Source organism: Lactococcus sp. dk101 (genome assembly GCF_009601055.1).
Taxonomy (GTDB): Bacteria; Bacillota; Bacilli; order Lactobacillales; family Streptococcaceae; genus Lactococcus.
Window position 1 is genome coordinate 62,746 of the sequence record NZ_WITI01000007.1, and the last position, 23,230, is coordinate 85,975.

A 23,230-nucleotide genomic window follows, 5' to 3' on the forward strand; every position below is an offset into this window, starting at 1 on the left:
ACTTGGCTCAAGTCAATCTTATATTTTTGCAAATTCGTCAGCGCTGCTACTTCGACTAGCTGCTTTAGCAGCTTAGAGAGAATCGACATTTGAGACTTCGTCGAAGATAACAGCCTCTAGCCATTCAGCTTTTCCTTTAGTTAATGCAACATGAGACATTGTCGAAGTCGCTGTTGCGCCATGCCAATGCTTAATTCCCTCATGTGTAACAATCACATCTCCTGCTTTAATTTTTTGAGCAGGCTTGCCCCATTCTTGATACCAGCCTTCTCCATCTGTGACGAGCAATATTTGGTAACCCCCACGATGAATATGCCAGTTATTACGACAGCCAGCTTCAAAAGTTACCACGCCGACACCATAATCAATATTGTCATGTGGTTGAACAATTCTATTTAGAAAACTTTTCCCAGTGAAATATTGTGCATTTCCGTCATTTTGAACACCCAAACCAAACATGGCTTTCAGTTCTTTATTTTCCATCTGCTCTCCTTGATATTTTGCTTTGCAAAACTTTATCCACCGATTGAACGCTCATTTTAATCGCCTTCAACCTTAATATCTGTCCAAATTTCTTTTGCCATATTAAAGGCAGTCCACGCTTTTGGCCAGCCTGTATAAAAGGCAAGTTGCGTAATGAGAGCAGAAATTTCTTCTTTTGTTACACCATTTTCTTTGCCTAAAATCATGTGATTTTTTAATTGTGGGAAAAGTGCCATTCCCATCAATGCCGAAATCGTAATGAGTGAACGCTCGTGCGGTGCAAGTGCAGCGTTTGCCCATACTTCACCAAATAAAATATCATCATTATAACGAGCAAAATCTGGGGCAAAGTCATTTAACTTATCACGCCCATTTGTAATTTTTTTCAATTTCAATCCCTCTTTCTTAAAGGCGAGTAGAAAGGAATTCTAGCAATTTAGCTACTTCCAGTTCAACATATTCTGGCTTCCAGTAAGTTTCGATGTGTTGCACGCCGTCCATCAAATATAGTTCTTTATCGTTGGTACCAGTCGCTTTGACATAACATTGTTGGGTCATATAAAAGGTATCGGCGTCTTTGCCTGCCATCATGAGCAAAGGCACGTTAATCAAATCCATATTGACCGACGCATCAAAAGTAAACAAATCCAAATAACTTTCTTGAGTGAAAATAAAGCTTGATTTTGGGTGGGCATTGGTTTGCGCATAGTAAGTATAACCGTCACGATAAAGGGCAAATGGTAATTTAGCTGCATCTTCGGGCTTCATATCTTTCAAGTCAGGTGTGTAATCCACATCGCCGCCTTTGACTGCTTTGACACGCGCTGCTGTTGCCGCTGCTAAACGCTCCTGAATGGTCGTTGCTTGTGAGCCCATAAATCCGTCACGACGGACAAGACCTGAGTTAAAAGCTGACAAAGTTGCCACCACTTTGAAGCGTTTGTCGGACTGACCTGCACGCAAAGTGTAGCCACCCCCGCCACAAATGCCAAAGGCAGCCATGCGGTTTTCATCAACACCTGGGAAAAGACTCAGCGCGTCTGCCATGCCGTGAATGTCTTCCACACGAAAAGCAGGTTTATCGGTCAAGCGTGGCAGGCCTTCAGAGTCGCCTTGATAAGAAGCGTCCGCCGCCATTAGGATGTGCGACGGTCAATGCAGGATAAAGTTTGCCTGAGTTTTCGTCGTAGCCTGCGGGTGTGTAAACATTGGCTGAGATTTTCAGTCCATTAAGGATATAGTTAATGGGGTGAACATTGACCTGTCCAGCCACATTTTCGGTCAGAGCATCGGCATAGACAAAGCCAAATTTGTTATCGTTGAATGAAGGTTCAAGTGTGCGTGTTGTGAGTTTCATTATTTTCTCTTCTTTCTTTAGTTGATAATTCCATTTTAAACCTTCAAGTTCACTTGAACGCAAGTGAAAAGGTCTTTTTTGATATTTATTGAAATCAGTTTTCGTCTTTCTTCTCAAAAGTTGATAATTTTACTATCAGAGGTTAAAAATGAGGTAATGTTCGGTGCCGATAACATACAAAAAACTATGGAAACTTTTGATAGAGCGTGAGATGAATAAAGGTCAACTCAAAGAAGCTGCTCAGGTCAGTAGCAATGTCATAGCAAAACTCGGAAAAGATGAACCGGTTGCTATTGAATCACTGGTAAAAATCTGCAATGCCCTAAATGTTGACTTTGGGGAAATTATTGAAATAAAAAAATCAAACAAAGGTGGTAAATAGCCATGAGTAACTTTGATATACTTGGTGATAAATGGTCATTCTTTGCTAAGCTAGGAAAGCAGGCGGAAGACAGTATTTATCGTGATCCAAACGTTACGCTCATCAAAATCCGTCAATTTGCTGAGAAAATGACGGATGCGGTTTGTAGTTTGGAGAATATGGCAGGTTGGACTGCTGATAGTCAATTTGATAAATTAAGAGAACTTGAGCGACAAGGCTTGCTCGAAAATGAAATTATCTCTGTTTTTCATACCATTAGAAAACTAGGGAATCAGGCGGCCCATGATAATTACGGGACAACAAGAGAAGCACTGAACGTTGTTAGATATGCTCATTATCTTGCAAATTGGTTTATGGAAGTTTATGGTCCGTTGGACTTTACAGCGACCGAATTTGTTGTGCCTGAAAATATCGAGAAGGCTCAAGCCGAAGAAATTGCTAAGCTGAAAGCTCAATTAGAATTAGTAGAGAGTGAAAAACAAGCATTCCAATCTCAACTTGACGAAGCAATCAAGCAGTCTGATGAACAACCAGAGGAAGATAAGATTGAACGCCGTGAACGCTCTAAGAAATTCTTACTCAATGCGAATTTGAATGAAAAAGAAACTCGCCTCATGTTTATTGATGAACAGCTGAGAAATGCAGGTTGGGAAGTTGATACTGAGACACTCGTTTGGGGGAAAGGTGCAAGACCAGAAAAAAACAAAAATCGGGCAATTGCTGAAGTTCCAACTGTAAATGGAAGGGCTGACTATGCACTTTTTATTGGTTTAGATTTGGTGGGAGTGGTTGAGGCCAAAAGATATAATGCCACGGCAGCAGGAAATATTTCACAAGCAAAAGAGTACTCACGGGAAATTATAGAATCATCTGACTATCTTGTTTCAAGTACATCAAGTAATTACAAAGCACCATTCATTTATTCTTCTAATGGTCGTCCTTACTTAAAACAACTGCAAGAACAATCGGGCATTTGGTTTTGGGATGCAAGAACACCTAATAAGGCATCTTTCGCTTTAGAATCTTGGCATAGTCCAGAGGACTTACAACAAAAACTGATCGTTGATGAACAAAAAGCAGAACAAGGACTTAAAGAAGAACCTTATCCAGAGTTTGCCAATAGGGATTATCAAATCAAAGCTGTAAAAGCAGTTGAGATAGGACTTTCTGAGAATAAACGCCGTATGCTACTTGCAATGGCAACAGGAACGGGCAAAACACGTCTCGCCCTCTCTTTGATGTATCGTCTCATTAAGACAAAGCGTGTAAGAAGAATTTTATTTCTAGTTGACCGACGTAGCCTAGGGGAGCAGGCAGCCGATGCTCTGAAAGACACTAAAATTGAGAATTTATCGTTCTCAGATATTTATGATGTCAAGGAAGTAACGGATATTCTCCCTGAGAAAGATACAAAGATTCAAATTGCGACGGTTCAAGGCATGGTTCGTCGTTTATTCTTCAAGGATGATGCCGAGGAAATCCCATCTGTCGGCACCTATGATTTTATCATCGTGGATGAGGCGCATCGGGGTTATACTGAAGATAGGGACATGAGCGAGGACGAGCTTTATTTCCAAAACGAAAAAGACTATGTTAGCCAATATCGCCGAGTTATTGATTATTTTGATGCGACAGTTTTAGGATTGACTGCAACTCCTGCCCTCCACACCACGCAGATTTTTGGTGCTCCAATTTATACTTATTCTTATACCGATGCGGTAGTTGATGGTTATTTGGTTGACCATGAGCCACCTTATAAATTTGAGACGGAACTTTCTAAAAACGGTATTAAGTTTGAGAAAGGTACCGATGTTGAAGTATGGAATGATGAGACGAAAACAGTTGACAAGGCACATCTTGAAGATGAGTTGAGTTTTGATGTTGAAAAATTCAATAAGCAAGTCATTACGGAGCCCTTTAATAAAGCAATTTTAGATGGCTTAGTGAATTACATTGATCCCAATGAACCAGGGAAAACTCTGATTTTCGCTGCGAATGATGAACATGCTGATTTAGTGGTTCGCCTGCTCAAGGAAGCCTATCAAGAAGCTGAAATAGATGTAGATGATGATGCAATCGCTAAAATCACTGGCTACATTCGTCACCCAGCCAAAGAGATTAAACGGTTTAAGAATGAAAAATATCCGAATATCGTTGTAACGGTAGATTTGTTGACAACGGGAATTGATGTTCCCAAAATAGAAAATCTTGTCTTCCTTCGCCGTGTCCGTTCCCGTATTCTTTACGACCAGATGCTGGGTCGTGCTACTCGGCTTTGTCCAGAAATTGGGAAAGAGAGCTTTAAGATTTTTGATGCTGCTCATCTGTATGATTATTTACAAGATATTACGGATATGAAACCCGTGGTAACGAACCCTAAGCAGAACATCCAAGAAGTTTTAGAAAAGACACTTGATGCCAAGGATGAAGAAGAATTCGGCTTTTTTAAGGCAGAATTGATTGCCAAACTCCAACGCAAAAGACAACGATTTAATGAAAATGTCCAAAAAGAAATTTCAGAGCTAAACGGCGTTCAAAACCTAGATAACTGGCTCAAGAGCATTAAGACAATGTCTAGGGCAGAGCTTGAGGCTGAGACAGAAAAAATCCAACGAGTCGCCAATTACCGAACCTTTAGAAATCCAGTCGTTATTTCCCATCAAGAGGATGAGTTGAAAGAAGTGACAAGAGGCTACGGCGAAGATAATGTCAAACCTTCGGATTATTTGAATGAATTTAGCCAGTTTGTCCGAGAAAATATCAATCTGATACCAGCTTTGGAAATTGTCATTAAACGTCCTAAAGACCTAACTTATCAGGATTTGCGCGATATTCAATTAAGGTTGAAAGAAAAGAAATTCGATGAAAGACAGCTCCAAGAGGCGTGGCGGCAAGAAAAAAAGGAATACATTGCCGCTGACATTATCAGCTTCATTCGACAAGCCGCTTTAGGGACTGCCCTAGTTGATCACGAGACGAAGATCAAGCAAGCCATGCGAAAAGTTTATGGCTTAGAAGATTGGACACTCAAGCAACGTAAATGGTTAGAACGGATTGAAAAACAGCTTTTAGAGACACCAGTTCTTGCTCCAACGGCACAGCGTTACTTTGATGAAAGCACCGTTTGGAAAGACAGTGGGGGCTATAAGACGGCTCAAAAAAATATTGGTGAGAAGGTAGATGTTGTCATTCAGGTCTTGAATGAACAGCTCTACGTCTCGTAATAACAGAAAAAGGAAAACATGACAAATCAAGAAATTGTACAAAAACTGTGGAAAATGGCGGATGTGCTCCGAGATGATGGTATCAGCTATCAAAACTATGTAACTGAATTGACCTATATTCTCTTTTTGAAAATGATGAAAGAGCAGGATGCTGAAAAGAGCATTCCTGAAGGTTATCGCTGGGATGATTTGGTCTCAAAAGAGGGACTTGAACTCAAGACTTTTTACAAGGGCTTATTGCTTGACTTAGGTAATTCAAAGATTGCTAAAGACAAGCGACTAAATATGATTTATGCTGATGCCTCTACCCATATTGACGAGCCTAAGAACCTTGAAAAAATTATTAAAGATATTGATGGTCTGGATTGGTACTCTGCAAAAGAGGAGGGTTTGGGTGACCTTTACGAGGGATTACTCGAAAAGAATGCCAACGAGACCAAGTCTGGAGCAGGTCAATATTTTACGCCACGCGTTCTAATTGATGTCATGGTCGAGCTGATGAATCCTGACAAGGGAGAAAAGCTCAATGACCCCGCAGCGGGTACTTTTGGCTTTATGATTGCAGCTGACCACTATCTGAAACAGAAATACGATGATTTCTTTGACCTCTCTCCCGAGGAAGTGAAGTTTCAAAAGGAAGAGGCGCTCAGCGGCATGGAACTTGTACCAAATACGCATAAACTTGCCTTGATGAATGCTCTCTTACATGACATTGAAGGCCGTTTGGAGCAAGGGGACTCCCTCTCAGCAAATGGGAAATGGATGACAGGCTTTGATGTTGTTTTGACAAATCCTCCATTTGGTACAAAGAAGGGCGGAGAGCGTGCGACCCGTGATGATTTGACCTACGAGACCAGTAATAAGCAGTTAAATTTTATTCAAACTATATACAATTCACTTAAAACAACTGGAAACTCCCGTGCAGCGGTTGTTGTCCCTGATAATGTCTTATTTGACAGCGGAGTCGGGGAGTCTATCCGCCGAGATTTGATGAACAAATGCAATCTGCACACGATTTTGAGATTACCGACAGGGATTTTCTACGCTCAAGGCGTTCAAACAAATGTTTTATTCTTTGAACGTGGCAAGACTGAAAAGGACAATACAAAAAACGTTTGGATTTTCGATATGCGAAACAACATGCGTTCATTTGGCAAAAGAAATCCACTCAATAAAAAGGATTTTGAAGAATTCATTGAGTGCTACAAGCGTGATGACCGTGAAAATCGTGTAGAAACTTGGAGCGAGGAAAATACTAATGGACGTTGGCGTAAATATTCTATTGAACAAATCACGAATCGTGATAATCTGAGTTTGGACATTTCTTGGCTGGAGGCTGAGAGTGATACGCCTGATTACACCATTTCAGAAATGCTAGCTTTGATGCAAGAAAAATCTGATAATATTGCAAGTGCAGTCTCTCAACTTCAAGAACTGCTTGGAGGTGTCGAAGAATGACGGGAAATCATCAGATTGACCAGCAACCCAAGGAAATCGTTTCTGATATTCAACACATCATTGACAATGCCCGCAATAATGCCATTCGCAGCGTTGATTTCGAGCGAGTTCAGATGTATTGGAGAATTGGCGAGCGAATTGTTGTAGAAGAGCAAGGAAATAAAGAACGCGCAGAATACGGGATTAGTTTACTTAAAAATCTTGGCAAGGCATTGCAAAAAGAATATGGTAGTGGCTTTTCTGAGCGAGTTCTGAGACTTGCAAGGCAATTTTATCTGACTTATCCAATTCGGAACACACTGCGTTCCGAATTGAATTGGCTTCAATATCGTCTGCTTATCCGCATTGATAATTCTGCCAAACGTGAGTACTATGAGCGTGAAGCAATCAAAAATAATTGGACAGGCCGAGAATTAGAGCGCCAAATTAACTCTCTCTTTTTTGAGCGTTTGTTATTATCCACGGATAAAAAAGCAATGATGGAAATTGCTAGAGAAGAACGACTACCGGAGCAACCGAATGAGATTATCAAAGATCCGATGGTTTTAGAGTTTCTAGGATTAGAAAATCGTCCGTCTTATCGGGAAAGCGAGCTTGAAAGTGCAATTATTGCTCATTTGGAAGAATTTTTACTTGAACTAGGGAGTGGCTTTTCATTTGTTGCGAGACAAAAGCGAATTACTTTAGAAGATGATGAATTTTTCATTGATTTGGTTTTCTATAATAGGCTGCTTCGTTCGCATGTGATTATTGAGATAAAGACACACGAATTAACGCACGAGGATCTGGGACAGCTTCAGATGTATGTCAACTACTATGACAGAAACGAGCGCTTGGAGTATGAAAATCCAACGATTGGGATTTTATTATGTACTGGTAAAAATGATACATTAGTCAAATATGCTTTACCTGATAATAATAAATTTGTGCTGACGAGTGAATATAAATTAGCGCTACCAAGTGAAGAAAGCCTGAAAACTGAGGTTGAAAAGGTTGAACGTGAACTTCAGGATGAGTCGGAGGTGAATGAATGATTGATACGAAAGCCTTGCGAGAGAAGATTTTAGACCTTGCCATGCGAGGAAAACTCGTTCCTCAAGACCCAAACGATGAACCAGCGAGTGAACTCTTGAAACGCATCAAAGCCGAGAAAGAGGAGCTCATCAAGCAGAAGAAAATTAAGCGAGATAAGAACGAAACCGAGATTTTCCGAGGTGATGATAATTTACATTATGAGAAGTTTGCGGATGGCAGCCTGAAAATGATTGAAGTCCCTTATGAAGTTCCAGAATCATGGCAATGGGTAAGAATTCGCAATATAGCAAATATTATAGCGGGTGGAACTCCTAAAACTTCTGTACCCGAATATTACGGCGGCTCAATAGCTTGGATTACCCCAGCAGAAATGGGAAAGAAACAGAAAAATATGCTTTTCGAAAATCCTCAAAGGCATATTACAGATTTAGGACTTCAAAAATCATCAGCTCAACTTGTTTCCAAGAACTCCGTGGTTTACTCAAAAAGAGCACCCATCGGGCATATAAATATTGTACCGTTTGAATATTCAACAAATCAGGGGTGCTTATCATTTGAGTCAATTCTTGTTGATAGTAATTTTTATTACTTTGAAATAAAGAATGTTAAAGCAGACATTGAAAATCGTGCAAGCGGAACAACGTTCAAAGAAATCTCAGCTACAGCTTTTTCGGATACATTGGTAATTTTACCGCCGATAGCAGAGCAAAAGCGGATAGTTGCAGTCGCAAATGAACTTTTGGCGATTGTTGATAAAATTGAATCAGAGCAAAAAGACCTAAAAAATCTCTCCACCCAACTCAAGAAAAAAGTCCTCGACATCGCCATGCAAGGCAAACTTGTCCCACAAGATCCAAATGATGAACCTGCATCCGTCTTACTCGAAAAAATCAGAGCCGAAAAACAAAAATTATTTGAAGAAGGCAAGCTGAAAAAGAAAGATTTAGAAGAAATAACGCCTGTAAATGCTGAGGATAACGCCTATTATGGGAAGTTGCCGAAAACGTGGAGTTTAACGACTTTAGGAAACATTGGGACTTGGATTTCTGGGGCGACACCAAAGAAAGCGAGAAAAGATTATTACCAAAACGGCTCTATTCCTTGGCTAAAAACTGGGGACTTGAATGATGGATATATCCATGAAATTCCAGACTTTATCACAGAATTAGCACTAGTGGAAACTTCTGTTAAAATAATTCCGAGAAATACAGTTGTTATTGCGATGTATGGAGCAACAATAGGAAAGCTCGGAATTACAACTTTTGAAACAACGTCTAATCAAGCTTGTTGTGCCTGCCTAAATGTATCGGAAGTTGATAAAAACTTTTTGTTTTATTATCTATTATCTTATCGGAAACAATTTATTGACTCAGCTTTTGGAGGAGCTCAGCCAAATATTTCTAAAGAGAAAATCGTTATCACACCATTTGTTTTACCACCAGTAAGAGAGCAACTGAGAATCATCGGAAGTCTTACTAAATTTGAGAGCATAATTCATCAATTTGTGCAGTGACATAATTGATTTTAACAAGACTCTTTTCAGTAGGGAGTGGAAGTAATGTTGCGTTAAATACAGGAAGTGAGATTCCTTTGACAGTTGTTCCAGTGCTTTCAAAGTTCAATCTAGGATAAATTCTAATAAAATAATCTCGGAGCTCATTATTTAAAAAGAAAAGCCCTCTTAAATCTTGATTAATGGCAACATTTATCTCAGTTACCGCAACTTTATCAAGAGACATTCTAGTTGCAATCACTACATTCCCTTTTGGCACTATATTAGAACTACTATTTTTTAATCCTTCGGGACTAATTGAATCTGCTGTTGAAATCAGTTTTCCAGTCTGAAGATCTTTAACGCTTGCCCACGGGATAGAACCATTCCAAAAATCAGGATTACTTTTAGATGGTGTGCCTCCACCTACATTTAATGATATTATTTCTTTTAGATATACCCAGTTCCAATTATTCGGAATATCATACGGAATCTTGAGCTTTTCGATTTTTCTTCCGAACTTCCCATAATAGGCGTTATCCTCAGCATTTACAGGCGTTATTTCTTCTAAATCTTTCTTTTTCAGCTTGCCTTCTTCAAATAATTTTTGTTTTTCGGCTCTGATTTTTTCGAGTAAGACGGATGCAGGTTCATCATTTGGGTCTTGTGGGACGAGTTTGCCTTGCATAGCGATGTCTAGGACTTTTTTCTTGAGTTGAGTGGAGAGATTTTGTAAGTCTTTTTGCTCTGATTCAATTTTATCAATAAGATTCAAATACTGATTAGTTGCCTCAATGATTCGTTCTTGTTCAGCTAATGGAGGGATGGGAACGAAGAATTTTTTGAAAATTATAAAAGGTGGAATGTTTTTTAATGCCGTTCCTTTGCTATTTTCTTTTGACGACTCTTTCAAAATCGCATCAAAGTAATTCAAAAAATAATCTAGGTTTATCTCACCAAATATTTTCATTTTCATTAGGGCTTGATTTATTATTCCACGTTCAAACATTTTTGGCATAACAAAGGTTTCACCGATTGTTCCTGCACAGCTTACGAGTATTTCATTTGGAAATAACTCAAAACTAGTCATATTTTCTTCAAAATATTCTTTGGTTATGTAATAACTTCCGAGAGTTTCATCTTTTTGAATAGCATTTTTTTGCTCATAAACTTTAATTGACGTTTCAGATTTTGGAACGAAAATACTCTTTTTCAGTGCGCTTCCAAATGGACCTTTCCGATAAGAACCAATACTTCCCAAATTACACCACTCCCAACCCGCAGGCAACTCATAAGGAACCTCAACCTTTTTCAAGCTGCCATCGGCAAACTTCTCATAATGTAAATTATCAGGAGCATAAATATCTATTTCTATTATATCACGATATATCAATTTTTTATGTGATATAATCAAGCTATTCATTGCATAGAAAAACTCGACAAAATTTTTGTCGAGTTTCTGATTTTGTTCTAATGCTCTGCTTCGTGAATTGATAAAAAGTAGTTTGATTATATAGAAGTAAAGACTTGACTTAAAGAATCTTGAAAAAATCTGGTTGATTTTATGTCATAAAACCGCCTATTTTATCTTTTCTTTTATCCAATGCTCAATATGCGTAGCAATCTCAAGATTATTCAAATCACTCATGATAAAGTGCGTATTGCCAGCACTGCCGATTTCAGGCAGATGAACAAGCGTGGCATCCCCACCCTTTTCGTTGATTTTATCAACAAAACATTTCGCCATAGCAAGACGGGTCCGCCAGTTGTCCATGCCTTGAATATCTGTGGGTTCCGTCGGGATATTGTCGCCATAATAGATGATGATTGGGATTTTTGTGAGTTTCATGAACTCTGATTTTTCGACTTCAACAGGGGAAAGTGGGCCGTTGGAGCTGTTCATGGTTTCAGGGGCTTCGTCTTTTGGGAAGACAAATCCAGAGCCGGGTTCAAGTGAGATGACCGCTTTAATTTTGTCGTTTGCCATGGCAGCAAGCCAGCCAAAGCCTCCGCGTGGCTGTGCGTCATCAGGATGGTATCACCAATACTGTCAACAGCTGCACTCGTACCAGCAACCAACAAATCGCTCTCAATCGAACCTGTATCAGGCACCATAGCACGGAAAAATTGGTTTAAGGCTTCTGGCTCTCTTGAAAATTGCACATTGTCAAAGAAATCAGGCCAAGTACCTAGGCGAAATTGATTAAAGAACCATTGTTCATTGGGTGTGGTGTTAATAGGCGTAGCAACCGTTGTCTTGCCAGCAGAGCCACGGCGCGCTTGGTCAATCAGATAGACAGGAAATCCTTTTTCAGCAAAAATTGTCTTAAAGCCGTCACGTCCGTCGGACGTGGTATCCCAAGAAGAGCTGTCTTCCCACCAACCATGCCACATCAAGATAGGCAAGCCTTTTACATTTTCTGGGATTTGGAAAGAAACACGCGCATGGTCACCGTGCAAACTTTGACCTTGCGGATTCATCTGGTCTTTGCCGTCAAATGTCCCTTCGTTTGTGATAATTGTGCCACCGACAGCATAAGAACCTTGTTTTTTAATTGCTAATGTCATTTTATTTTATCTCCAATTTCAATATTTGTTGTGGTGCTTTATCTAAATGAAGCAAGCTTCCACCAAAGCTCGAAAATTCTTTCAAGAATAATTTATGGATTTCCTTAAAATCAATATTTTCTGGTACGGAAATTGTCACATCTGAAATTGTGCTATTAATTTTGATTTGTCCTTTTTGAACCTCTCTTGCGAGTTGATACCACTGTTGATTTGGTGCATTATATCCCCAAATATAAATCTCATTTTCATATTCAACATAACCAAGTTCGACTGCTTCTGGTTGATGAAAATCAGGAATAGCCAATATTAATACGTGTTCTGCCATAATAATCTTCTTTCTATGTGTAGTATAGCAAGCTTTTGGTGCTTGTTTCTTATTGATAAAACAATTATAAACCTTCAAGTGAACTTGAACGCAAGCGCCAATAAATTAATATTTCGTTACGTTCTATTACAAAATTTAATAAAAATCTGGTTTTGCTTTTCCTTCGCTCCGTGGTTCCCAAAGTCCGATAGAACTATAATTATCCATTTTAGGATTTTCAATCAAATCACAAATATAATGAACAACAGCTCGCCGTGAAATTTGAACGCCTGTAAATGCCTCCCCTCGTGGAGATTTAACATAATCAACTGCCTGCCCATCATAAAGCCAGGTCAATCGAAGATAGGTGTAATTCAAAGAAGAACCTTCGAGAACGGCAAATGATTTTTTGTGGCGGTCAATACCAGCTCCCATCATACGTTTGTTCCATTTTCCAAACGCACCTACCACTTCATCATGCACACCAAGTGCCGCAGCAACGATAATACGTTGTCGAGTTGAGACCACTTTGACTAAATTTTTAAGTGCTTCTTCGTTATCGAAATTGATATAAATGAAATCTTGCCCTTCAACCACTTTGCAAAGTTGGTCAATTTCTTTTGGATTGGTCACATTTCCGTCAATTTTAGTGACATTTTGATAAGATAATTGACTGGCATTGCGTCCATAGAGCGTAATTTCAATATTTTCTTTTTTTAAACGTGGAATTAAAATTTCTGGAATTTGTCCACCTGCTCCGATAATTAATACTTTCATTTTCTTTCTCCTTTTTATTTTTCTGACTCTCTATTTGTGATGAGTAAGACCACAAGTCCTACTGTTAAGAAGCCAACGATGAAATACATCACTGCATGATAATAGCTACCAATATTTACGATTGAACTTGTAAAGAATACTGTCAATGACAAACCAACTGGACCTCCAAGTTGATGCATGGTATTTGTCAGACCTGAAGCACCTCCTGCAAGTTCTGGCGTCGTATCATAAACACCTGCCGCAGTTAATGGTGCAAGCAACCATCCTTGCCCCCAACCAATCAAAATCATAGGCAAACCGATTGTTAGCCAATAGCCTGCGTGTGGATCAATCACTGCTGAAATCAAAATTCCAATAAGTAAGATAATTTGACCTGTAAGCATGACATGACCATTTCCCCATCTCTCTGTAATTTGTGGCAAATAGAGCGCCGCTATGAAGTTTACGATAGTTAATGGCAAGAATCCCATTCCTGCTTGCAAGGCTGTAAAATGATAGAGTTCTTGCATGATTTGTGGCACGATAAACCAATAAGTCAACATTGCCATCATAAATAAGAAACGCGCAATATAGGCACCTGAACGGATACGATTTTTAAAAAGTTCAAGTTTCATCAAAGCAAATGAACGTGATTTTTCAAGGAAGATAAAACCAACCAATAAAACAAGTGAAATCGCGATGAGCCAAATATTGCTGACTGTGATACTATAAACAAATAAGCTTGAGACTGCGACTGATAAAATTGCACCTAATACATCAATTTTTTGTTTCTTCACTTCTGAATTGCTTAATTTCATTATTGTCAGGATAATCAAGAACAATGCAAATGGAACATTAATCAAAAATCCTGCACGCCAGCTAATCAATGAAGTTAAACCTCCACCAATTAAAAGCCCTGCACTTGAACCAATTCCAGCCGTTACACCATAGAGTGAAATTGCACGCGTACGCATATTTCCTTCATAATGGTCAAGCAAAAGTGCGAGTGAACTTGGAGCAATGATTGATGAACCAATCCCTTGAATCGCTCGGAAAATAATAATTTGTGCCGCATTCTGTGATAAACCTACTGCAAGCGAACTAATCCCAAATAGAATTAAACCAATTAGAAAGATACGCTTACGTCCAATAAAATCTCCTACACGCCCCATCAGCAAAAGAAAACCGCCAAACGTAATCGTATAAGCATTAGAAACCCATGATAAAGATGCTTCATTCATATGTAAGCCCTGACCAATCTGCGAGCTTGATGTGAAGATAATGCTATTGTCCATTAAAATTAAAAAATATGAAAATAAAATGATGAATAAGACAATGCCAAATTTTTCTTGTTTTGTAGTCATTAGTCCCCTTTCTCCATAGTGTCATAATCCTTTTATCATCTTAGTTTATAAAAGACTCACCTCACTAATTAATGTCTATTGTAAACCCTCAAGTGAACTTGAAGGCAAGTCATTTATCTTTAATTTTTGATTTCATCTTTATGTCATTTTGATATGTTCTGCTGTCAGCACTGACAAGAAAAAAGCCTGCCAATCCTTCATTTCTGAAGTGTTGACAGGTTTTATTTGTTATATGTTATGAGGTTTGATTTTCATGAATAGAAATCAGTTTCAAGTGATTAAGCATTGGCTCCAATTTTGTCAAAGGCAGCTTGAAGATCGGCGAGCAAATCAGAAATGTCTTCTACACCAACTGAAAGTCGGATAAGTCCGTCTTTAATTCCTGCTTTCTCACGCAGGTTCTTAGGAATAGAGGCATGTGTCATCACTGACGGAACTTCTATCAAGCTCTCAACGCCACCTAAAGACTCGGCAAGCGTGAAATACTTAAGGCTTTCAACAAAAGTTTTAACCTTACTATCATCTGAAAGTTCAAAGGAAATCATACCACCAAAGCCATCCATTTGGCTTTTAGCGATTTGATAACCAGCGTGACTCTCAAGCCCTGGATAAAAGACTTTTGCGACCTGATTTGATTGTTCCAGATATTCAGCAATAGCTTGCGCATTTTTGGCATGTGCTTCCATTCGCAAAGCAAGTGTTTTGATGCCTCGTTGGACAAGCCAACTGTCATTTGGGCCTAAAACACCGCCGATTGAATTTTGCAAGAAGGCGATTTGTTCTGCTAAATCTTCTGAATTTGTCGTTACCAGTCCTGAAACAACATCAGAATGGCCTCCGAGATATTTCGTCCCCGAATGCAAGACAACATCTGCACCAAGCTCAAGTGGGCGTTGGAAATAAGGCGTTGCAAATGTATTATCAACAAGGGTAATGGCCTTGTGTGCTTTAACAATGTCAGAAATGGCTTTAATGTCCAAGATTTTAAGCAAAGGATTTGAAGGTGTCTCAAAATAAACAGCTACTGTTTCTGCTTTAAAAGCCGCTGTCAGTGCTGACAAGTCGCTCAAATCAACCAAATCATAAGTAATGCCAACTTTTGTCAAGACTTTATCGACCAAGCGGAATGTTCCACCGTAAACATCGTCTGCCAAAATCAAGTGGTCGCCTGATTTGAACATGGACAAAACCGTATGAATACCTGCAAGGCCTGAACCAAAAGCAAAGCCTCGAACACCGCCCTCAAGGTCTGCAATCAAATGCTCCAGCGCATCACGCGTTGGATTACCAGAACGGCTATATTCGTAAGCTTTTGGCTGTCCTAGCCCATTTTGGCCATAGGTTGACGTTTGATAAATCGGAACCGAAACGGCACCCGTTGTTTCATCAGTTGAAATTCCACCATGAATGACTTTTGTTTTTAAATTTGACATCTTATTCACCTCTTTATATTATTGATTTGAAAAATGCGATAAAAACTCACGCGTTCTTGCTTGTTTTGGATGATTGAACACTTCATCTGGAGTGCCACTTTCCACAATTTTTCCATGTTCTAGGAAAATAACTTTGGTTGCCACTGAATAAACAAAACTCATCTCATGACTGACCAAAACCATGGTTTGTTTCTTTTTAGCTGCCTTCAAAATGACTTCTTGAACTTCAGAAACAAGTTCTGGGTCAAGTGCTGACGTTGGCTCGTCTAGCAAGAGCAAGTCTGGTTCCATGGCAAGTGCGCGCGCGATGCCCACACGTTGCTTTTGTCCACCAGATAAAAACTTAGGATAATAATCTTTACGGTCCGTCAGCCCCACTTTTTCGATTTCTGCTTCCGCAATTTTTATTGCTTCAGCTTTAGGTAATTTTTTGACTTGAATGAGTCCTTCCATCACATTTTCAAGGACGGTTCGGCGTTCAAAAAGATTAAATTGCTGAAAAACCATTCCCGTTTTACGACGGAGTTCCAAGATTTCTTGCTTGCTGGCATTGGCAAAGTCAATCTTAAAATCATTGATTTGGAGCTGGCCTTCATCTGCTTCTTCTAAAAAATTGATGCTTCTCAGAAAAGTCGATTTTCCCGCACCTGATGCCCCAATCAAAGCAATCACTTCGCCTTCTTCAATTTCCAAATTGAGATGGTCAAGCACTTTTTCACCTGAAAAATGCTTACTGAGGTTCGAAATTTTAATCATGATACTCCTTTATTGATTCGAAAATGGATTTTCGGATAGCGAAATGCGCGCACTATTTTTATTTTTACCATCTGGCGATTTGATTTCCAGTTTTTTCTCAAGCTGGTGAATCAGCACTTCAATAACAATACAGATTGCCCAATAAACAACAGCTAAAGCAAGGTAAGGCTCAAAAATACGTAAACTTGAGCCACCGATGATTTGAGCTTTGGCAGTCATTTCCACAACACCAGCAACGAAAGCAAGCGATGTCGATTTGAGCAAGCCAAGCAGGGCATTCCCGAGAGGAGCTGTTGCAACCGTTGCGGCTTCTGGTATGATAACACGTTTGAAAGTCTGAACACTTGTCATACCCAATGCTTTCGCAGCTTCAATCTGACCTTTATCAACAGATTGAATGGCAGAACGAATAGTTTCTGAATTATAAGCTGCTTCATTGAGCGCAAATGTGAACATGACAAGTAAACTTGCTGGAATTGCATTGATATTAAATGACGTTCCGTAGTTCATATTGATAGCTTTCAAAATCAGAGGAAGCCCCGTGTAAGTCAAAAAGAGTTGCACAATGATGGGTGTTCCACGGATAAAGCTGACAAATAATGCCCGAATTTGATTGAGTAAAGGAATTTTATTGATTTTCACCAAAGCCAAAAGCAGCCCTGAAACAAGGCCGAAAAACATGGCAATAATCGTGATTTCTAAAGTCGTTGGAATGGCACTGATAATCGGTACAAAAGCACCTACAAAAGCGTCCCAACTGAATATTTTCGTGAAAAACATTTGCCAAAATTCGCTAAATGTATATTGCCCTTTGATGAACAAAAAGGGAAGGGCTGGCCCAATGAGCAAAATCAATAAAATTGAAATTCCCCAAATGATTTTACTTTTCTTTTTCATTTATTTCCTATCAAAAACTCTGTCAGTACTGACAAAACCAGTTCTGGCAGAGTTTATCCTAGCAGTGACGCTTATCAATGATAAGCTGTCCACGTTCATTTATTTAAATTTGTCAGCAGCTGGAACGAAATCACCATCAAAGTATTTTTCTGACAATTTCTTCAATGTTCCATCAGATTGTAATTCTGCCAAAACTTTGTTCACTTCTTTTTGCAATTTTTCGCCTTGAGTATCTTTGGCAAAGATGAAGTATTCATAACCATCGTGTTCAGGGTCTCCTGTTTGGTCATTGATACTTTCCACTTTCAAATTATCAAATCCTTGATCCTTGATGGCTGATAACAATGAAATTTTGTCGTAAAGCATAAAGTCGATTTTTCCTGATTCAACTTGGTTGAAACGTGTTGCGATTGAAGTTGAATCTGATGAGTAAGAAATGTTAATTTTCTTATCTGGATTTGCTGTATTCCAATCTTGAATTTCTTTAGAATAATTCGAAGCTGGATTTCCAATCGTTGTTTTTCCTGCTAAATCAGCCAAAGTCTTGTAAGTTCCACTTTTAACGAGAACGGCATTGTTTGATTTGGAAATAGGTGATGAGAAATTATATTTTTCAGCACGTTCTTTTGTCCAACCGAAATCATTGGCACCGATTTGGTAGCGGCCAGAGTCAATCCCTGGTACGATACCAGAAAAGTCAGTCACTTGAAATTTAACAGTGTATTGTGGCAATTTTTTAAAGACTGCACGCGCAACTTCGATATCGTATCCTGTTACGTTCCCTTGCGAGTCTGAATAAGCAAAAGGCTTTGTTGAACCATCTGTCGCAATCGTAATCACTTCTTTGCTTGATGAACTTGACGTATTTGAGCAAGCAGCCAAAGTCCCCGCGCCTAAAAGAGCAAGTGCAGCAAGTGTAAGTTTGAGTGATTTCTTCATTCTTAATTCTCCTAAAATAAATCTTTCTTTATAAAACCATTATATCATAGCAACTTTTAGATTTCGTTAGTCTCTCCTTATTTTCGTTATAAGTTTTATTTATGGCGAATAAACATTTTTTTATAACGAGAATAAATAAAAAAAGTACCTTGCGGTACTCATTTTTTACTTACATATTTTCAACATTATGATAAACTTTTTGAACGTCTTCGTTGTCTTCCAATGCGTCAACCAAACCTTCAAAAATTTCCAAATCTTCATCTGACAAAGTAACTTCTGATTGAGGTACAAGTTCAAGGTCAGTTTCTTCAAATTCAGTAATGCCATTTTCTTTCAAAACTTCGATAGCTTTGTGAAGTTCAGTTGGTTCAGTTGTTGCAGTAACATAACCTTCTTCAGCTACTACATCGCGAACATCGATTTCAGCGTCTAAAAGCATTTCAAAAACGCTGTCGCTTTCTTCACCTTTGAAAACAATCATTCCTGTGTTCTCAAACATGTAGCTTACAGAACCAGCTGCTCCGATATTTCCGCCATTCTTGTGGAAAATCGTACGGATATCAGCGATAGTACGGTTAACATTTGGTGTCAATGTTTCACAAACAATCATAGAACCGTTAGGGCCAAATCCTTCGTAACGTCCTTCAACGAAAGTTTCATCTGATTTTCCTTCCGCTTTTTTAAGCGCGTTTTCGATAACGTGGCGTGGTACTTGTGCTTGTTTTGCTTTTTCAATTGTAAATTTTAATTGGCTGTTCGCTTCTGGGTCTGTTGATCCCCCACGTTTTGCTGCAACATACAATTCAACACCGAATTTTGCATTTTTAGCTGATGTGGCACCATCATTTTTTGTTTTCTTAGCGACAATATTTGCCCATTTACGTCCCATTGGTAGATACTTCCTTTATTTTTAGTTTATACTAGTTAACCTCTAAACGACTTTTAAGTCGTTTAGTAGATTAACTGCAAATATACTGCCTTGCGCTTGCGCAAGAAGTGGTTTGCGTAAAACGCAAACTTTAACTTCTATGTTTTTTAGAAGTTAAACAGTATTAATAGATTGGCAACTTCATTGCCTTGATTTTTTCTTGTCTATTATACCACAAAACCAGCTATAATGTATAACTGGCTCTCTTTTAATTGCTTATTTTATATGTGGAAATGATGGATTTACATAAACATCTGAACATCTGACGGTTCAGCATCGTCATCATCAAATTTGAGCCTTAGCAAAAGCACTGCTGCAATGACCCATAAAACCAGCGCGGCATAAGTAATCAGCAGGCTGAGCGCACCCGCTACAATTAACAAAATCGCAGCCGTCGATTTTTTACCAAATTTTGTCAGCGTAGTAGCTAACAAAATCCCCAAAACCAGTGTCGCAATCCCAATCGCTGCGACAACAATATTGATTGGCATTGCGGCAGCAATTCCCTTAAGCATATCTCCACTTGACCCAGATTTTGCAAGAATAGCGCTGACCACAAAAAAATTTATGACAACCAATATAGAACCAATAATACTTAGAATTGCACTCGCAAGCACTAATTTTTTAACCGTATTTTTTTTCATACGCGTCTCCTTTTCAACATTGTACTTCTTTTCACAAAATATTGCAAGGAAATGTGCAGGCTTTTATATCAGTTTGAGTTATTTTCGTCAAGCTTCAATTCAAGCACATCAACTACGGTTATTTTTTCGCTATCAAGACGTGGTTTTTCTGCGATTTTTTCATAAGCTAGGCTTTGCCAAAAACGCAAGCCCTTTGGATTATTTTGAAGGACACCCAAACGAATTTTTTCTGTTCCTTTGCTCTGCGCAAACTTACAAATGATTTGATGAATTTGCCTTCCAATCCCATGCTTACGTACTTTTGGAATAAGGAGCAAAAGCCCAATCCAATCGATTTTTTCCTCAGGATAATCCTCAAGAAAATCAACCAAGCCAACACATTTTTCGCATTCAAAAACACCAAGCGTGTGCTTATCTTCTGGCATTCTTTGAGGTGGAATTCCTTCAAAAAAATCAACTGCGTCAGCTTCAAAATCAGGATTATCGCCTTCCAAAAGCGCATAATCTTCCGATAATCGCCAAACCTGTACCACCTCTGATAGATACTGCTTATCAATTTCCCGAACGGAAAATGTTTCGTTTATTTTATGATTGATTTTCATTTTATAATCGGCTTTCGTCCGTGATTTTGTTCTAGCAGTTGGTTTGAACCAAGTTGGTAGATAGCATCTGCTTTTTGCGTGACGCTGTCCCAAGGCTGCTGGCCAATCCTAACAATCGTTTTTTCACTAACTGAACGGAGATGTTGCTGTCCTTTCGCCGTAAATCCAAGCACATGAATTTGTTTAGGCAAGGTAAAATCTGGTTTAATATCCAACAAAAGATAGGTCAAAATCCGTCTGACACGCGCTTTCGTATAGCGTTTCGTATGGACAAGCGTGACCAATTCATCAAAGTTTTTAGCCACTTTAATCTGCTTCTTCAAGCGACTAGAAAGTTCCTCGTTCACTTGAAAAATCGTCGTCAAATCTTCCGTCGAAATGATTTTATAGCGCAACAAATCAAAATACGCCGACCAATCCACTGCTTGCACTTCTGTCAGTACTGACGGACTGTAACGATTGATTTCATCAGCTGGCTGGCCATCCAAAATCGCTGTCCGTAGTGCTGTACCACTGGCAAATCTTGACTGCATTGACATATCCTGACTGCCATGCTCCGAGCCTGTCCGAGCAACCGCACGCAAGCGTATCTTTTTATTGGCGCAGGCTTTTGCATAAGCCAAACCAAGCACATGATTTGGCGTATTGCCGTCAAATTTGACTGTCGAAAAATGCTCCCACATCAGTTGCGTTTTTTCTGGATAGCTGTATTCATCTGGGAGATTTTCGATGAAAGCATTCATTTGGTCAGCTTTCTTTTCGTACAATGCTGTGATTTCATTGTAGTCTATTGCTGTTTCCGAGCCAAAAACAAGTTCCTCGACACCCAATTCTGCCAAAATATCAACACTGCCACTGGCAAAAAAATCCGCCGCCTGTACAGAAACAAGCGTCGGCATTTCCACCACCAAATCAGCACCATTTTCAAGTGCCATCTCAGCCCGTGTCCATTTGTCAAAAATAGCAGGTGCACCACGCTGATCCCAGTTGCCACTCATCACAACAATTTTCAAACCATCGGCCTGCGCAAGCAGGTGTTGATGTCCATTGTGAAAAGGATTGAATTCAGCAATAATTCCTGTGATTTTAGTCATCTTTCCTCCTTTTCAACTGGTTTTATTTTGTACAAACAAAGAACCAGCGTAAGCTGTCAGCTTTTGGTGCGTCGTCAGAAAAATCAGCGTACACTTCAACGCTTGAAAACAAAGCTGTCAGCTTCGCACCTTCGGCGCTCGAATGTCGACTCTGGCTAGGTTGCTGAAGCAACGAGTCGAGTCGCAGCGCTGACAGATACTCTTCCATTTCATAAGTTCGTTCTTGATGAATTTCGTCCTTGCGAACAAATTTTCCGTCTGCTGCTTTGACAAAAAAGGTCAATTCATGCTCGATTGAATGTGGGACTTGTCCCTCAAAACTGTCCCATAAAAAGGCGAAATCTTCTTCATTTTCATGATAAGAAGTGCCTGGAAAGACATCATCAATCTGGTGTGTCGAATGCACATCAAAGATAAATTTCCCACCTTCTATCAGTACTGACGCAACTTGTTCAAAAACTTGCTTGACCTCTGTCAAGTCTGCCATGTAACAAATCGAGTCAGAATAACAGGTTACCGCATCAAACTGACCGATACCCGTCAAATCTCTCATGTCGCCCGCCACAAAATCAATTTTGGCTCCAGCGGCTTGTGCCTTTTGACTTGCCAAAGTCAACATTTCTTCTGAAATGTCCAAGCCAAAAACGTCATAACCTTCCTGTGCCAAACGAACAGATAAAGCTCCAGAACCACAAGCCAACTCAAAAATTGATTGCGTCTTTTCATTCAAATGTCTCAAGGTAAATGCCAACCATTGATCATATAATTCTTGATCCATCACTTGGTCGTAGACCTTTGAAAAATCTTCGTAAAATGCCATTATTTTTCCTATCTAAATTGTACTAACGAGTATCCGTTTTATCTAGTCGCCTAAAACATTTGTCCGTTTTATCTAGTCGCTAAAGCGACTGATAAAAAGGCTCAAGCGACTGCCAAAACGACTTTAGCAACTAATCAAACGGACAGCGAAGTATAAATTTTTTGTAAGATATTTTTACAAAAAAACTGTCGGCACTGCCATCATTCACTTTTGTTCTTCACATCAATGCTCAAACAATTTGTGCTGGCTGTACTGACAGTAATTTATTATTTTTGTTTAGATTTCTTAATCCATTTCAATCATAGCTGACAAATCCACCAAAGGTGCGTCAGACCAGAGTTTTTCAAGATTGTAATGCCCACGTTCTTCGTGGCTAAAGACTGAAACAACGACATCGCCAAGGTCAAGAAGCACCCAGCCATCGCGACCGTTTCCTTCAATATGACCACCAGCAGGGAATCCCGCTTTTCCTGCTTCTTCATCAACATTTGAAACGATGGCGTCAATTTGACGGAGATTCATTGCTTCCATAATGACGAAAAAGTCTGCTACGCCTGACACTTCGCTCACGTCAAGTGCAACAATATCAAGTGCTTTTTTATCGTCGGCTGCTTTCACAACCACTTCGAGTAATTCTTTTGAATTCAAATTTAGTATCCTTTTTTCTTTATTACCCCTATTTTACCATAAAATC

The 23,230-nt window shown here is 39.3% G+C and carries 25 protein-coding genes; 5 read left to right on the forward strand and 20 right to left on the reverse strand.

The genetic code is table 11. The features are described from left to right. Window positions 1–72 precede the first annotated feature (72 nt). Genes GHI45_RS06865 through GHI45_RS11405 form a run of 4 tightly spaced genes read right to left on the reverse strand, consistent with a single transcriptional unit; the run spans window position 73 to window position 1,840 of the window. Entirely contained in the window at window positions 73–483 is a 411-nt protein-coding gene (locus tag GHI45_RS06865; RefSeq protein ID WP_147780041.1) for a cupin domain-containing protein, read from the reverse strand. Between the two features lie 56 nt (window positions 484–539). Further along, entirely contained in the window at window positions 540–872 is a 333-nt protein-coding gene (locus tag GHI45_RS06870; protein WP_147780040.1) for a carboxymuconolactone decarboxylase family protein, read from the reverse strand. Window positions 873–888: 16 nt separating this feature from the next. Beyond that, window positions 889–1,620: an alpha/beta hydrolase gene (locus tag GHI45_RS06875; protein WP_228386039.1), complete on the reverse strand. Its 732-nt coding sequence runs from the start codon at window positions 1,618–1,620 to the stop codon at window positions 889–891. Beyond that, window positions 1,586–1,840, reverse strand: a complete 255-nt coding sequence (locus GHI45_RS11405) for a hypothetical protein (protein WP_228386041.1) — start codon at window positions 1,838–1,840, stop codon at window positions 1,586–1,588. Before GHI45_RS11405 ends, GHI45_RS06875 begins: the two co-directional genes overlap by 35 nt. Before the next feature lie 163 nt (window positions 1,841–2,003). Here GHI45_RS11405 and GHI45_RS06880 point away from each other — a divergent pair, with 163 nt between their 5' ends. From GHI45_RS06880 to GHI45_RS06900, 5 genes are read left to right on the forward strand one after another with little or no spacing between them, the layout of a single operon-like run. After that, on the forward strand, window positions 2,004–2,222 hold the full coding sequence (locus tag GHI45_RS06880; protein ID WP_147780039.1) for a helix-turn-helix transcriptional regulator: 219 nt from the start codon (window positions 2,004–2,006) through the stop codon (window positions 2,220–2,222). Between the two features lie 2 nt (window positions 2,223–2,224). After that, window positions 2,225–5,446, forward strand: a complete 3,222-nt coding sequence (gene hsdR, locus GHI45_RS06885; RefSeq protein WP_147780038.1) for a type I restriction-modification system endonuclease — start codon at window positions 2,225–2,227, stop codon at window positions 5,444–5,446. A gap of 18 nt (window positions 5,447–5,464) precedes the next feature. Next, window positions 5,465–6,904 carry an N-6 DNA methylase gene (locus tag GHI45_RS06890; RefSeq protein WP_147780037.1) on the forward strand — a complete coding sequence of 480 codons (1,440 nt, stop codon included), beginning with the start codon at window positions 5,465–5,467 and terminating at the stop codon, window positions 6,902–6,904. After that, complete coding sequence (locus tag GHI45_RS06895; RefSeq protein ID WP_147780036.1) at window positions 6,901–7,938, forward strand: YhcG family protein; 1,038 nt, start codon at window positions 6,901–6,903, stop codon at window positions 7,936–7,938. Before GHI45_RS06890 ends, GHI45_RS06895 begins: the two co-directional genes overlap by 4 nt. Next, a complete protein-coding gene (locus tag GHI45_RS06900; RefSeq protein ID WP_153497419.1) occupies window positions 7,935–9,452 on the forward strand; it encodes a restriction endonuclease subunit S in 1,518 nt (505 codons plus the stop codon). The genes GHI45_RS06895 and GHI45_RS06900 overlap by 4 nt, the downstream gene beginning before the upstream one ends. Here GHI45_RS06900 and GHI45_RS06905 read toward each other — a convergent pair. From GHI45_RS06905 to rsfS, 16 genes are all read right to left on the reverse strand, one after another. Beyond that, complete coding sequence (locus tag GHI45_RS06905) at window positions 9,415–10,854, reverse strand: restriction endonuclease subunit S (RefSeq protein ID WP_147780035.1); 1,440 nt, start codon at window positions 10,852–10,854, stop codon at window positions 9,415–9,417. The two genes, GHI45_RS06900 and GHI45_RS06905, sit on opposite strands and share 38 nt — an antisense overlap. Before the next feature lie 156 nt (window positions 10,855–11,010). Next, entirely contained in the window at window positions 11,011–11,418 is a 408-nt protein-coding gene (locus GHI45_RS11410) for a hypothetical protein (protein ID WP_228386043.1), read from the reverse strand. Next, a complete protein-coding gene (locus GHI45_RS06910; RefSeq protein WP_222705833.1) occupies window positions 11,331–11,999 on the reverse strand; it encodes a hypothetical protein in 669 nt (222 codons plus the stop codon). The genes GHI45_RS11410 and GHI45_RS06910 overlap by 88 nt, the downstream gene beginning before the upstream one ends. Before the next feature lies 1 nt (window position 12,000). Beyond that, window positions 12,001–12,324: a DUF2255 family protein gene (locus tag GHI45_RS06915; protein ID WP_147780034.1), complete on the reverse strand. Its 324-nt coding sequence runs from the start codon at window positions 12,322–12,324 to the stop codon at window positions 12,001–12,003. A gap of 135 nt (window positions 12,325–12,459) precedes the next feature. Then, window positions 12,460–13,080 (reverse strand): NAD(P)H-binding protein, encoded by a 621-nt coding sequence (locus tag GHI45_RS06920; protein WP_147780033.1) that lies wholly within the window; start codon window positions 13,078–13,080, stop codon window positions 12,460–12,462. Window positions 13,081–13,094: 14 nt separating this feature from the next. Next, window positions 13,095–14,423 carry an MFS transporter gene (locus tag GHI45_RS06925; protein ID WP_147780032.1) on the reverse strand — a complete coding sequence of 443 codons (1,329 nt, stop codon included), beginning with the start codon at window positions 14,421–14,423 and terminating at the stop codon, window positions 13,095–13,097. Window positions 14,424–14,701: 278 nt separating this feature from the next. Then, complete coding sequence (locus tag GHI45_RS06930) at window positions 14,702–15,856, reverse strand: cystathionine gamma-synthase (protein ID WP_147780031.1); 1,155 nt, start codon at window positions 15,854–15,856, stop codon at window positions 14,702–14,704. A gap of 18 nt (window positions 15,857–15,874) precedes the next feature. Next, a complete protein-coding gene (locus tag GHI45_RS06935; RefSeq protein ID WP_147780030.1) occupies window positions 15,875–16,612 on the reverse strand; it encodes an amino acid ABC transporter ATP-binding protein in 738 nt (245 codons plus the stop codon). A gap of 9 nt (window positions 16,613–16,621) precedes the next feature. Next, the gene (locus GHI45_RS06940; protein WP_147780029.1) at window positions 16,622–17,509 is read right to left on the reverse strand and encodes an amino acid ABC transporter permease; all 888 of its coding nucleotides are present in this window, start codon (window positions 17,507–17,509) and stop codon (window positions 16,622–16,624) included. Between the two features lie 99 nt (window positions 17,510–17,608). Then, the gene (locus GHI45_RS06945; protein ID WP_147780028.1) at window positions 17,609–18,448 is read right to left on the reverse strand and encodes an amino acid ABC transporter substrate-binding protein; all 840 of its coding nucleotides are present in this window, start codon (window positions 18,446–18,448) and stop codon (window positions 17,609–17,611) included. A 169-nt stretch (window positions 18,449–18,617) separates the two neighbouring features. After that, complete coding sequence (locus GHI45_RS06950; RefSeq protein WP_147780027.1) at window positions 18,618–19,337, reverse strand: YebC/PmpR family DNA-binding transcriptional regulator; 720 nt, start codon at window positions 19,335–19,337, stop codon at window positions 18,618–18,620. Window positions 19,338–19,618: 281 nt separating this feature from the next. Continuing rightward, a complete protein-coding gene (locus GHI45_RS06955) occupies window positions 19,619–20,020 on the reverse strand; it encodes a hypothetical protein (RefSeq protein WP_147780026.1) in 402 nt (133 codons plus the stop codon). Between the two features lie 68 nt (window positions 20,021–20,088). Then, entirely contained in the window at window positions 20,089–20,622 is a 534-nt protein-coding gene (locus GHI45_RS06960) for a GNAT family N-acetyltransferase (protein ID WP_147780025.1), read from the reverse strand. After that, the gene (locus GHI45_RS06965; protein WP_147780024.1) at window positions 20,619–21,716 is read right to left on the reverse strand and encodes a nucleotidyltransferase; all 1,098 of its coding nucleotides are present in this window, start codon (window positions 21,714–21,716) and stop codon (window positions 20,619–20,621) included. The genes GHI45_RS06960 and GHI45_RS06965 overlap by 4 nt, the downstream gene beginning before the upstream one ends. Window positions 21,717–21,738: 22 nt before the next feature. Continuing rightward, a complete protein-coding gene (locus GHI45_RS06970) occupies window positions 21,739–22,536 on the reverse strand; it encodes a class I SAM-dependent methyltransferase (RefSeq protein ID WP_147780023.1) in 798 nt (265 codons plus the stop codon). 285 nt (window positions 22,537–22,821) lie between these two features. Continuing rightward, complete coding sequence (gene rsfS, locus GHI45_RS06975) at window positions 22,822–23,184, reverse strand: ribosome silencing factor (protein ID WP_147780022.1); 363 nt, start codon at window positions 23,182–23,184, stop codon at window positions 22,822–22,824. Window positions 23,185–23,230 lie beyond the last annotated feature (46 nt).